The sequence below is a fragment of the Streptomyces sp. CG4 genome (assembly GCF_041080655.1).
Taxonomy (GTDB): Bacteria; Actinomycetota; Actinomycetes; order Streptomycetales; family Streptomycetaceae; genus Streptomyces.
On the sequence record NZ_CP163525.1, the window covers coordinates 9,635,410 to 9,649,660 of the forward strand.

Genomic DNA, 14,251 nt, shown 5'->3' on the forward strand with positions numbered 1-14,251 from the left:
CACGTCTGTCACGTCTGCATCGAAGCGCGAAGTGTGGAGCTGAGCATGTCCTCCGAAAAAGTCGTCGAAGCCCTCCGTGCCTCGCTCCGGGAGAACGAACGGCTGCGCAAGCACAACCAGCAGCTGCGGGAGACGATGACCGAGCCGGTCGCGATCGTCGCCATGGCCTGCCGCTGGCCCGGCGGCGCCGACACCCCCGAGGGCTTCTGGCAGCTCCTCGCCGACGGCACGGACGCCATGACGGACTTCCCCGCCGACCGTGGCTGGGACCTCGACGCACTGTTCCGGCACGACGGCAGCGGCAGCGGCAGTGCGGCCACCCAGGGCGGCTTCGTACACGGCGCCGACCGCTTCGACGCCGATTTCTTCGGCATCTCGCCCCGTGAGGCCCTGGCCATGGACCCGCAGCAACGCCTGCTGCTGGAGGTCGCCTGGGAGACCGTGGAACGCGCGGGCATCGCGCCCGCCGCCCTGCGCGGCAGCAGCACCGGAGTCTTCGTCGGCTGCAGCAACCAGGAGTACGGCTCCGGGCTGCGCGAGATCCCCGAAGGAGTCGAGGGCCACATCCTCACCGGCAACACCGGCAGCGTGGTCTCCGGGCGTGTCGCCTACACCATGGGCCTGGAGGGCCCCGCGGTGACCGTCGACACGGCGTGCTCATCCTCCCTGGTGGCCCTGCACCTGGCGGCGCACGCCCTGCGGGCGGGCGAGTGCTCGCTGGCGCTGGCGGGCGGTGTCGCCGTGATGTCCACCCCTGGTGCCTTCGTCGAGTTCAGCCGCCAGGGAGGTATGGCGACCGACGGCCGCTGCAAGCCGTTCGCGGAGGCCGCGGACGGTACCGGCTGGGGTGAGGGTGCCGGCCTGCTGCTGCTGGAGCGGCTGTCGGACGCGCGTCGCAACGGCCACCGCGTCCTGGCCGTGATCCGTGGCAGCGCGGTCAACCAGGACGGCGCGTCGAACGGCCTGACGGCGCCCAACGGTCCTTCGCAGCAACGGGTGATCCGTGCGGCGCTGGCGAGTGCGGGACTTTCGGCCGCCGATGTGGACGCGGTGGAGGCGCACGGTACGGGTACGACGCTGGGTGATCCGATCGAGGCGCAGGCGCTGCTCGCGACCTACGGACAGGACCGTGAACGGCCGCTGTGGCTGGGCTCGGTGAAGTCGAACATCGGACACACCCAGGCCGCGGCCGGTGTCGCGGGCGTCATGAAGATGGTGCTGGCGATGCGGCACGGCCTGCTGCCGCGCACCCTCCACGTCGACGCACCGTCGACCCACGTCGACTGGTCCGCGGGCGACGTGAACCTGCTGGACGAACCGCGGGACTGGCCACGGGCGGGGGACCGCCCGCGCCGGGCCGGTGTGTCGTCCTTCGGTATCTCCGGGACCAACGCGCATGTGATCCTCGAAGAGGCCGAGGCGGTCGAGGAGTCCGCGGGATCAGACGCCGGTGACGGCGGGGTCGTGGTGTGGCCGGTGTCCGCGCGGGGGGAGGCCGCCCTGCGGGCGCAGGCGGGACGGCTGCTGGAGTCCCTGAGCGGTTCTCCCGCGGATGTGGGGCTGTCGCTCGCGGTGACGCGGTCGGTGTTCGAAGACCGTGCCGTGGTCGTGGGTTCGGATGGGGAGGAACTGCGGTCCGGGCTTGCCGCGCTGGCGTCCGGTGAGGCGGACGCGCGGGTGGTGAGAGGTACGGCGCTGCGGGGGCGTACGGCATTCCTGTTCGCGGGGCAGGGCGCGCAACGGCTCGGTATGGGCCGGGAGTTGTACGAGGCCTACCCCGTGTTCGCCGAGGCCTTCGACGCGGTGGACGCAGAACTTCCGTTCAGTTTGCGGGAGGTCGTCTTCGGTGAGGACGCGGAGCGTCTGAACCGGACGGAGTACGCCCAGCCTGCTCTGTTCGCGCTGGAAGTGGCGTTGTTCCGGCTGCTGGAGTCGTGGGGCCTGCGCGCCGACGTGCTGGCCGGTCATTCGATCGGTGAGATCGCGGCGGCGCATGTGGCGGGGGTGTGGTCGCTGGCGGATGCGTGCCGTCTGGTGGTGGCGCGGGGCCGGCTGATGCAGGCGCTGCCTGAGGGTGGTGCGATGGTCGCGGTGCAGGCGAGCGAGGACGAGGTGCTTCCTCTGCTCGACGAGCAGGTGGGTCTTGCGGCGGTCAACGGACCGCAGTCCGTGGTCGTCGCGGGCGCCGCGGAGGCCGTGGACGAGGTGGCCGCGCGCTTCCGCGCCCAGGACCGCAAGACCACGGCGCTGCGGGTCAGCCATGCTTTCCACTCGCCGCAGATGGAGCCGATGCTGGCCGACTTCCGTGCGGTCGCAGAGGGGCTGTCGTACGAGCGGCCGAGGCTTCCTCTGGTCTCTACGGTGACCGGAGAGGCCGCGAGTGCCGAGGAGCTGATGTCCCCGGAGTACTGGGTACGGCACGTGCGCCAGACCGTGCGTTACGCCGATGCCGTCCGCGCCCTCGCGGACCAGAACGTCACCCGCTACCTCGAACTCGGCCCGGACGGCACCCTCTCCGCACTTGCCCAGGCTGTCCTGCCCCCGGCGGGGGAGGACCCGGAAGCGGCCGTGGCGCAGTACGTGGCGGTACCGGCGCTGCGCAAGGACGGGGAGGAGACGGGAAGTCTGCTCCGTGCTGTCGGCGCGCTGCACGCGTACGGTCACAGCCCGGACTGGTCGGCACTGCTCCCCGGCGCCCGGCGTGTCGAACTGCCCACCTATGCCTTCCAGCGGGCCCGGTACTGGCTGGCCGACGCCGCGTCCGACCCGGACGACGGTCAGGTACCGGCCGTCGACTCGGCCTTCTGGTCCGCTGTGCGCAGGGGCGATGTCCGGGACCTGGCGCAGCGGCTGGCCCTCGACCCCGACGTCCTGGCACCCGTGCTGCCCGCCCTGACGGCCTGGCACCACGACAGCATGCACAGGGCCACCGCGGAGTCCTGGCAGTACCGGGAGATCTGGACACCACTGCAGTCCCCGGCGGGCTCCCCGGCCGGGGTGTGGCTGGTGCCGTTCTGCGCGAGCGACCCCGACGCCGCCCAGACCGCCGAGGCCCTGGCAGAGGCGTTCACCACCGCCGGGGCGGACGCGAGCCCCCTCCCCGTGGCCGCCGACGCGGACCGCGCCCGGCTCGCGGCGGCGGTGACCGAGGCCGCCGCACACCACGGCGGCACGGTGCGGCTGCTGTCGCTGCTCGCCCTCACCGAGATGTCCCACCCGGCTCATGCGGACGTTCCCCTCGGCCTGCACCTCAACACCCTGCTGGTGCAGGCGCTGGCCGAGACCGGCACCACGGCCCGGCTGTGGGCGGCCACGCAGTCGGCGGTGTCGGTCGGTGCCGCCGACCGGCTGACCCGGCCGCAGCAGGCCACCACCTGGGGGCTCGGCCGGACCGTGGCCGTCGAGCACTCCGACCTGTGGGCCGGACTCGTGGACCTGCCGACGCGCCCGGATCAGCGGGCGCTGTCCCGGCTGGTGGCGCTCGTCGCGGAGCCAGGCGACGAGAACGAGCTGGCGGTACGGGAATCCGCCGTCTTCGCGCGCAGACTGACCCGTGTCGTCCGCGACGGCGACGAGGCCCGTCCCGCACCGCGGCTCACCGGTACGACGCTGGTCACCGGCGGCACTGGCGTCATCGGCGCCCATGCAGCGCGCCGCCTGGCCCGGGAAGGCGCCGAGCACCTGCTCCTCGTCAGCAGGCGCGGCCCGGCGGCGCCCGGCGCCGACGAACTGCGCCGCGAACTGGAGGAGGCGGGCGCCCAGGTCACCGTCGCAGCCTGCGACCCGGCCGACCGGACCGCCCTGGACGAGCTGCTCGCCACCGTCCCCGCCGACCGGCCGCTGACCACGGTGCTGCATGTCGCGGGTGCCCTCGACGACGCCCCGCTCACCGCGATGGATCCCGAGCGTTACGCCACCGTCCTGCGCGCCAAGCTCCGCGCGGCCGTCAACCTGGACGAGGCCACCCGGCACCTGGACACCCCCCTGGCGGCGTTCGTGCTCTTCTCGTCCATCGCGGGCGCGCTCGGCTCGGCGGGCCAGGCCGGATACGCGGCCGGCAACGCCTTCCTCGACGCCCTCGCCCGGCAGCGGCGCGCCGCAGGACTCCCGGCCACCTCCGTCGCCTGGGGGCCGTGGGCGGGCGGGGGCATGGCCGACGACCCCGCCGTACTGACGCGGCTGCGGCGCGGCGGCCTGACCCCGATGGAGGTCGAACCGGCGCTCACCGCCCTCCAGAGCCTGCTCGCCCACGACGACACCTGGGCGCTGGTCTGCGACGTCGACTGGGCCAGGATCGCCGCCGGGCGGCGCGGTCTGCCGGGCGGCGCGCTGCTGAGCCGTATCCCGGACGCCGCCCGCGCCATGGCGGCGGCCGAGGATCACACGGCAGGGCACCGCAGTGGGCTGCGCGCCGAACTCGCCCCGCTCGGGGCGGCGGAACGCCGACAGCTCCTGCTCAAGCTGGTACGCCACAGCGCCGCCACCGCGCTCGGCCATCCGACACCGGAGAGCATCCAGCCGACCCGCGCCTTCCAGGACTGCGGCTTCGACTCGCTCACCGCCGTGGAACTGCGCAACCTATTGGCCACCAGCACCGGCCTCACGCTCCCGACGACCCTGGTCTTCGACCACCCGACGCCCCTCGCCCTCGCCGACCACCTGGTGCGCGAACTCGACGACGGCACCCTCGCGGTCGGCCACCGGACCACTGGAGCGGAGCCGGTCCCGGCGGGCGGCAGCGGCGGCGCCGCCGACGAACCGATCGCCATCGTCGCGATGGCCTGCCGGCTTCCCGGCCGGATCACCTCGCCCGAGGAACTGTGGGACCTCCTGGCCGACGGCGGCGACGCCATCGCCCCCTTCCCGGCCGACCGCGGCTGGGACCTCGACGGGCTGTACGACCCCGACTCGCAGCGACCCGGCACCAGCTACGTCAACGAGGGCGGCTTCCTGTCCGACGCCGACGCCTTCGACGCCGCCTTCTTCGGGATCTCGCCGCGCGAGGCCGTCGCCATCGACCCCCAGCAGCGGCTGCTCCTGGAGGTCTCCTGGGAGACCGTCGAGCGGGCCGGTCTCGACCCGCGCTCGCTGCGCGGCAGCCGCACCGGCCTGTTCGTCGGCTGCGGACACCAGGGCTACGGCGCCACGCTCACCGAGGTCCCGGACGACGTACGCGGCCATCTGCTCACCGGCAGCGCGGCGAGCCTGGCCTCCGGCCGGGTTTCGTACGCGCTCGGACTGGAGGGCCCCGCGGTCACACTCGACACGGCGTGTTCGTCGTCGTTGGTGGCGTTGCATCTGGCGGTGCAGGCGTTGCGTGGTGGTGAGTGTGATCTGGCGTTGGCCGGTGGTGTGACGGTGATGTCGACGCCGGGTGTGTTTGTGGAGTTCTCGCGGCAGCGGGGGCTTGCGGTGGATGGTCGGTGCAAGGCGTTTGCTGAGGGTGCGGATGGTACGGGGTGGTCCGAGGGTGTGGGCATGCTGCTGGTGGAGCGGCTGTCGGATGCGCGTCGTCATGGTCATCGGGTGTTGGCGGTGGTGCGGGGGAGTGCGGTGAATCAGGATGGTGCGTCGAATGGTCTGACGGCGCCGAATGGTCCTTCGCAGCAGCGGGTGATTCGTGCGGCGTTGGCGGGTGCCGGTCTTTCGCCTCACGACGTGGATGTGGTGGAGGCGCATGGTACGGGTACGGCGCTGGGTGATCCGATTGAGGCGCAGGCGCTCATTGCGGCGTATGGGCGGGATCGTGGGCGGCCGTTGTGGCTGGGGTCGGTGAAGTCGAACATCGGGCATACGCAGGCGGCTGCGGGTGTGGCTGGTGTGATCAAGATGGTGTTGGCGATGCGGCATGGGGTGTTGCCGCGGACTTTGCATGTGGATGCGCCGTCCTCGCATGTGGACTGGTCGGCGGGTGATGTACGACTGCTCACGGAGCCACGGGAGTGGGCGAGGGAGGAGGACCGGCCGCGCCGCGCCGCCGTCTCCGCCTTCGGCCTCAGCGGCACCAATGCCCACGTCGTCCTGGAGGAGCCACTCCCCGCCGACGTCCCGGAACCCCCGGCCGCTCCGCAGCCCCCGGCGTCCGTGGTGCCCTGGCTGGTCTCCGGCCGCAGCGACGAGGCACTGCGCGCCCAGGCCGCCCGCCTGGCCGGGCACATCGAGGCCCGTCCCAAGCTGAGCGCGGCCCTGGTCGGGCACTCACTCGCGGCCTCCCGGTCCGCCTTCGAGCACCGTGCCGCAGTCGTCGGCGAGGACCGCGACGACCTCCTCGCCGCCCTCAAGGCAGTCAGCCGCGGCGAACCCACGCCCGCCGCGGCCGTGGGCACGGCCGACTCCGAAGGGGGCCTCGCGTTCCTGTTCGCGGGGCAGGGCTCCCAGCGGCTCGGCATGGGCCGCGAACTGTACGAGACCTTCGAGGTGTTCGCGGAGGCCTTCGACGCAGCATGCGCCCACCTGGACAACGAACTCGGCCGTTCGCTCCGGGAGATCGTGTTCGGTGACGACGAAGCGACCCTGAACCGGACCGAGTTCACCCAGCCCGCCCTGTTCGCCTTCGAGGTGTCGCTGTTCCGGCTGCTGGAATCGTGGGGCGTGCGGCCGGACGTGCTCGCCGGGCACTCCATCGGTGAACTGGCGGCGGCCTACGTCGCGGGCGTGTGGTCCCTGGAGGACGCCTGCCGGCTGGTCGCCGCACGCGGCCGGCTGATGCAGGCGCTGCCCGAGGGCGGCGCCATGGTCGCGGTGCAGGCATCGGAGGAGGAGGTGCTGCCGCTGCTGGCCGGGCGGGAGGCCGAGGTCGGCATCGCCGCGGTCAACGGGCCGCAGTCCGTCGTGGTCTCCGGCACCGAGGACGGCGTCTCGTGGATCGCCGGGCACTTCGAGGCCGCCGGACGCCGGACCACCCGTCTGCGCGTCAGCCACGCCTTCCACTCGCCGCTGATGGAACCGATGCTGTGCGACTTCCTGCGCGTCGCCGAGAGCCTCACGTACCACCGCCCGCAGATCCCGGTCGTCTCCGACGTCACCGGCGCCCTCGCCGACCCCGGCGAACTGTGCGCGGCCGGCTACTGGGCGGCCCACGTGAGGCAGCCCGTTCGCTTCGTCGACGATGTGCGCCGCCTCAGGGAGCACGGTGTCACCCGCTACCTCGAACTGGGCTCCGACGGAACCCTCACCGCACTCGCCCGAACCTGCCTCGCAGACGAGCCCGCCGCCGGACGCGGCCCGCTGCTCGTGCCCCTGCTGCGCAAGGACCGCCCCGAACTCCCCAGCCTGTACGGTGCCCTCGCCCAACTGCACGTCCACGGCGCCGACGTCGACTGGACCCAGGCGTTCGGCGCCGGTCCCGGCACACCGGCGGCGGACCTGCCGACGTACGCCTTCCAGCGTGAACGCTACTGGCTCGACCATGGCACCGCAGCCACCGTCGGGGCCCCCGAATCCGCCCGGACCGCGGCCGACACCGCCGACGACCGTTTCTGGGAGGCCGTCGAGTGCGAGGACGTCGACGCGCTGACGCAGACCCTGGGCCTGGCCGCCGAGCAGATCGACGCGGTCGTACCGGCGCTGGCCTCCTGGCGGAAGCGGCAGCAGCAACACAGCGCGGTCGACGCCCTGTACTACCAGGTGGTGTGGAAGCCCGCCGAGACCGAACCGGCAACGACCGCCCCCGACTTCGCCGGCCGCCGCTGGCTGCTGGTCCTTCCCGGCGCCCCAGAGGGCGACGACCCGACGGTCACCAACCTGATCACGGCCCTCGGCGGCCCGGACCGTGTCGCCACCGTCGAGGTCAGCGGCAGCACCCGTACGCACCGTGCCGCGCTCGCCGACCGGCTGCGCGAGGCGACGCAGGGGAATCCCGTCGAAGGCGTCCTCGCCCTCGCCTCACTCGCCGGGACCGACGATGACGGCCTGCCACTCGGCCCCGCCGTAGTGGCCGCACTCATCCAGTCGCTCGGGGATGCGGGTGTGGGGGGCCGGTTGTGGGTGTTGACGCGGGGTGGTGTGTCGGTGGGCCGTTCGGACGGTCCGGTCGATGCGGTGCAGGGTGCGGTGTGGGGTCTGGGCCGGGTGGCGGCGCTGGAGTACCCGGACCGCTGGGGTGGTCTGATCGACCTGCCCGAGATCCTCGATCGCCGCGCGACTGCCCGACTCCTGGGCGTCCTCCTCGGCAGCGGCACGGAGGACCAGGTGGCCGTCCGGCCGTCCGGCGTCCTCGGCCGCCGGCTGGAACGCATCCCCGCCGCCGACGGGGACACCACCTGGCATCCGCGGGGTGCTGTGTTGGTGACGGGTGGTACGGGTGCGTTGGGTGCTCGTGTGGCGCGGTGGGCGGCGGTGGAGGGTGCTCGGCATCTGATCCTGGTCAGTCGTCGGGGGCTTGAGGCGCCGGGTGCGGTGGATCTGCGGGATGAGCTTGTGGGTCTGGGTGTGCATGTGACGGTGGTTGCGTGTGATGTGGCGGATGGTGATGCGCTGGCGGAGTTGTTGTTGGCGCATCCGGTGGATGCGGTGGTGCATACGGCGGGTGTGCTGGATGACGGTGTGATCGATGCGTTGACGCCGGAGCGGTTCGCGGCGGTGCTGCGGACTAAGGCGCTGGGCGCGCTGCATCTGGACGAGCTGACCCGTGACCGGGACCTGGACGCCTTCGTCCTCTTCTCCTCGGTCGCCGGCACCCTCGGCACCACCGGTCAGGGCAACTACGCGGCGGCCAATGCCTTCCTGGACGCGCTCGCCGAGCGGCGCCGGGCGGAGGGGCTGCCCGCCACCTCGATCGCATGGGGGCCGTGGGCCGACGGCGGCATGGCCGACGAGGAGGTCGTGGCCTGGCGCATGCACCGCGGCGGAGTGCTGCCACTGCAACCCGCTCTCGGGATGCTCGCTCTGCGCCGCGCCATCGGCGCACCCCGGCCGGCCGTCATGGTCGCGGACATCCACTGGGGCGAATTCGCACCACCGTTCACCATGACGCGTCCGAGCCCCCTGATCGAGTCGCTGCCCGAGGCCCGCGCGGCCGTCGAGAGCGCCGGTGCCGCCTCCGATCGGTTCGGCCGAGGCGACGGCTCCGGCCTGCGGGGCCAGCTCACCGGGCTGACCCCCGCGGAACAGGAGCGCGTACTCCTCGAAGTCGTCCGCCTGTGCGCCGCCGGCGTGCTCGGATACTCGGGCGCCTCCGCGGTTCCCGCCGAGCGTGCCTTCCGGGACCTGGGCGTCGACTCCCTCACCGCGGTCGAGCTGCGCGGCACCCTCGCGATGGCGACCGGCGTCGCGCTCGCCGCGACGGTGGTGTTCGACTATCCGACGCCGGTGGCTTTGGCGCGGCATCTGCGGGAGCAGTTGCTGGGCGATGTGCCCGAAGCGGTGGCGTCGGTGGTGGGTCCGATGGGCGTGGCTGTCGCGGATGATCCGGTGGTGATCGTCGGGATGGCGTGCCGGTTCCCGGGTGGTGTGCGCGATCCCGAGGGGTTGTGGCGGCTGCTGTCGGAGGGCGGGGACGCGGTGGGTGCGTTCCCGGCCGACCGCGGCTGGGACCTCACCACCCTCTACGACCCCGACGCCGTACGGCGGGGCACGAGTTACGTGGACGTGGGCGCGTTTCTTGAGGGGGTGGATCGTTTCGATGCGGGCTTTTTCGGGATGAGTCCGCGGGAGGCGTTGGCGACGGATCCGCAGCAGCGGTTGTTGTTGGAGTCGTCGTGGGAGGCGTTGGAGGGTGCGGGGATCGCGCCGGGTGGGTTGCGGGGCAGTCGTACGGGTGTGTTCGCGGGGACGAACGGTCAGGATTACACGGGTCTGCTGCTGGCCTCGGGTGAGGATTTCGAGGGGCATGTGGGGACGGGCAACGCGGCGAGTGTGTTGTCGGGCCGGGTGTCGTATGTGCTGGGTCTTGAGGGTCCGGCGGTGACGGTGGACACGGCGTGTTCGTCGTCGTTGGTGGCGTTGCATCTGGCGGTGCAGGCGTTGCGTGGTGGTGAGTGTGATCTGGCGTTGGCCGGTGGTGTGACGGTGATGTCGACGCCGGGTGCGTTCGTGGAGTTCTCGCGGCAGCGGGGGCTTGCGGCGGACGGGCGGTGCAAGGCGTTCTCCGATGATGCGGATGGTACGGGGTGGGGTGAGGGTGTCGGTGTGCTGGTGGTGGAGCGGTTGTCGGACGCTCGCCGCCATGGTCACCGGGTGTTGGCGGTGGTGCGGGGGAGTGCGGTCAATCAGGATGGTGCGTCGAATGGTCTGACGGCGCCGAACGGTCCCTCCCAGCAGCGGGTGATCCGCGCCGCGCTGGCGAGCGGTGGGCTCAAGCCGGTCGACGTCGATGTCGTCGAGGCTCATGGCACGGGTACCGCGTTGGGCGATCCGATCGAGGCGCAGGCTCTGCTGGCCACCTACGGCCAGGACCGTGAACGGCCGCTGTGGCTGGGGTCGGTGAAGTCGAACATCGGGCACACCCAGGCCGCCGCGGGTGTCGCCGGTGTCATCAAGATGGTGCTGGCCATGCGGCACGGCACACTGCCCCGCACTTTGCATGTGGACGTGCCGTCCTCGCACGTCGACTGGTCGGCCGGTGCCGTGGAGCTGCTGACCGAGGAGCGCGCCTGGCCCGAGGCGGGGCGCGCGCGCCGGGCGGGTGTGTCGGCGTTCGGTGTCTCGGGTACGAACGCGCACGTCATCCTGGAGCAGCCGGTCCCCGAAGTGGCTCCGGCTTCTCCCGGGGCCGAGCCACTGTCGTCCCTCGTCCCGTGGGTGGTGTCGGCGCGTAGCCGTGACGCCCTGCGGGCGCAGGCCGGGCGGCTGGCGGAGTTCGTGGGTGGTGACGAGGCGTTGGGCGCTGTGGAGGTCGGTGGATCTCTGCTGCGGTCGCGGTCGGTGTTCGAGCACCGTGCGGTGGTGTGGGGTGCGGACCGTGAGGAGTTGCTGCGCGGTCTTGAGGCCGTGTCGGCGGGTGAGCTGTCGTCTGATGGTGCGGTGACGGGTGAGGCGGGTGAAGGGGGTCGCACGGCCTTCCTGTTCGCAGGTCAAGGGTCGCAACGCCTCGGCATGGGGCGGGAGTTGTACGAGGAATACCCGGCTTTCGCGGACGCCTTCGACGCCGTCTGCGCGCACCTCGACACTGAACTGCCGCGTTCGCTGCGGGAGGTGGTCTTCGGTGACGATGCCGAAGCCTTGAACCGGACGGAGTGTGCGCAGCCTGCTCTGTTCGCTCTTGAAGTGGCTCTGTTCCGGTTGCTGGAGTCGTGGGGTGTGCGGCCTGACGTGTTGGCCGGTCATTCGATCGGTGAGTTCGCCGCGGCGCATGTGGCGGGGGTGTGGTCGCTTGGGGATGCGTGCCGTCTGGTGGTGGCGCGGGGCCGGTTGATGCAGGCGCTGCCTGAGGGCGGTGCGATGGTTGCGCTGCAGGCCACCGAGGACGAGGTGCTTCCTCTCCTTGATGGGCGTGTGGGGATTGCTGCGGTCAACGGGCCGCAGGCGGTGGTGGTTTCGGGTGCGGCCGATGCGGTGGAGGAGGTGGCCGCTCACTTCCGTGGCCAGGACCGCAAGGCCACGGCCCTGCGCGTCAGCCACGCGTTCCACTCGCCGCTGATGGAGCCGATGCTGGCCGAGTTCCGCAAGGTGGCCGAGGGCCTGTCGTACGGGCCGCCGAAGCTGTCCCTCGTCTCCACGGTGACCGGCGCACCCGCCACCGCCGAGGAACTGACCTCGCCCGACTACTGGGTGCAGCATGTCCGCGGGACGGTGCGCTTCGCCGATGCCGTAGGCGTCCTGGACGGGCAGGACGGCGTCCGCCGCTTCGTCGAGCTCGGCCCCGACAGCACGCTCACCGCCCTGGCGCACTCCGTCCTGGACGGCAGGAACAGGGTCGACCGTGACCTGCCCGTTCTCGTCGCTGTTCTGCGCAAGGACCGGGCCGAGGTGAGGTCGGTACTGTCCGCGCTGGCCGGCGTCTTCGTGTCCGGCGGTGCCGTCGACTGGTCGTCGATGCTCGGTGACGGCGTCCCCCGGGCCGCCGAACTTCCTACGTATGCCTTCCAGCACCAGCGGTACTGGCCTACGGGTGCCGACACACGGGCATCCGGCGGCGGAGGTGGCGAGATCGACGCCCGTTTCTGGGAGGCCGTCGAGCGGGAGGACCTGGAGGCCCTGGCCGGGGAGTTGGAGCTGGGGGAGGACGTCGTGGGCGCGGTACTGCCCGCGCTGACCTCCTGGCGGCGGCAGAGTGTGGAACAGGCCGAGGTGGACGGTTACCGGTACCGGGTGCAGTGGGCGCCGGTGACCGGAATCCCAAGCGGTGCGACACTGGCGGGCCGCTGGCTGGCGGTCGTACCGGAGGGCCTTGAGGACGACACCTGGGCCGTTTCGGTTTGGGAAGCCCTCACGGCCGCGGGCGCCGAGGTCGAGTGGTGGACGTGCGACGCGCGCGCGAGCCGTGCGCAGCTCGCCGTGCGCCTGGAAGGTACGGCGCCAGTGGCCGGGGTGGTGTCCCTGCTCGCTTCCTCGGGCGAGGTGTCCGAGGACGGCGTACCGGTGGGCGTGTCCGGTTCGGTGGCGTTGGTGCAGGCTCTCGGCGATGCCGGTGTGTCGGCTCCGCTGTGGGTGTTGACGCGCGGTGCCGTGTCGGTCGTACGCTCGGACGCGGCCGTCGATCCGGTCGGGAACGCGGTCTGGGGCCTCGGCCGTGTGGCCGCCCTGGAGGCACCCGGCCGATGGGGCGGCCTGATCGACCTCCCGGCTGCCCTGGAGGGCACCACTGGGAACGCGCTGGCGGCTGTTCTGGTGGGTGTGGGGGATGAGGACCAGGTCGCGGTGCGCGCGTCGGGGGTCTTCGGGCGTCGGCTGGTGCGGGTGGTTCCGGGCGGGAGTGCTGGTGGGGAGAGGGGCTGGCGTCCGCGGGGCACTGTGCTGGTGACGGGTGGTACGGGTGTGTTGGGTGCTCGTGTGGCGCGGTGGGCGGCGGTGGAGGGTGCCGGGCATCTGGTGCTGGTGAGTCGTCGGGGTCTTGAGGCGCCGGGGGCCGCGGAGCTGCGCGAGGAACTCGCCGCCTTCGGGGTGCGGGTGAGTATCGATGCCTGTGATGTGGCCGATCGCGCTGCGGTGGAGGAGTTGCTGGGCCGGTATGCGGTCGATGCGGTGGTGCATGCGGCCGGTGCTGTGGTGAATGTGCCGCTGGACGAGGTGTCGCCGGAGGATCTGGCTGCCGTGTGGGCGGGCAAGGTCGCGGGTGCTGTGCATCTGGACGCGGCTCTCGGTGGGCGTCCGCTGGATGCGTTCGTGGTGTTCTCCTCCATCGCCGGTGTGTGGGGCAGTGGTGGTCAGGCTGGTTACGCGGCGGCCAATGCTTTCCTGGACGGGCTGGTGGAGGCGCGTCGGGCGCGTGGGCTGGTGGGGACGTCGGTGGCCTGGGGTCCCTGGGCCGGCGGTGGCATGGCGGCTGGTGCGGAGGCGGTCGAGGCGCTGCGGCGCCGGGGTCTGTCGGCTTTGGAGCCGGAGCGTGCGGTCGGGGCGCTGGGCCGGGTCGTGCCGGGTGGGGACGCGGTGGTGGTCGTGGCGGATGTGGACTGGGCACGGTTCACCCCGGCGTACACCAGTGTCCGCCCGAGCGCCCTGCTCGCCGACCTGCCCGAAGCACGTGCCACCCTCACCGACACCCCGGGAACATCCCGGCACCATGCGGGCGAACAGGAGTCCCCGCTGCGGCAGAAGCTCGGCGGACAGTCGGCGGACGAGCGACGGCAGACGCTGCTCGATCTGGTGCGCAGGCGGGCCGCCGAGGTACTGGGGCACGGTGACATCGGCGTCGTGGGATCGGGCCAGGCCTTCCGCGAACTCGGCCTCGACTCACTGACCGCGGTCGAACTGCGCAACCGGCTCGCCGCCGAGACCGGCCTGAGGCTGCCCATCACTCTCGTCTTCGACCATCCGACCCCTCGTCATCTGGCGGCCTTCCTCGACGAGGAGCTGTTCGACGAGGTGGAAGACGACGCGGAGACTGCCCTCGTCGCCGAGCTGGACCGGCTGGCCTCCACGATTTCAAGGCTTTCCCCAGATAACAGCGCCAGGACTCTCGCGAAGGCGCGGCTGCGCAGCATGCTGAGCGAGCTGGGTGATCAGAGCGAGGGTGATCCCAAAGCCTCCGTGTCCCAGCAGCTCGAGGCGGCCTCGGACGACGAGATCTTCGACTTCATCAACCGGGAACTCGGCCGGTCCTGAGCGCCCGCGCAGCAGCAGGCCGAATCGTTCCTACCGCTACAACGTATGG

At 72.0% G+C, this 14,251-nt stretch carries 1 protein-coding gene; it reads left to right on the top strand.

The window, feature by feature from the left end; translation table 11 throughout:
- Positions 1-45 precede the first annotated feature (45 nt).
- Positions 46-14,202: a type I polyketide synthase gene (locus AB5L52_RS44285; protein WP_369368672.1), complete on the top strand. Its 14,157-nt coding sequence runs from the start codon at positions 46-48 to the stop codon at positions 14,200-14,202.
- Positions 14,203-14,251 lie beyond the last annotated feature (49 nt).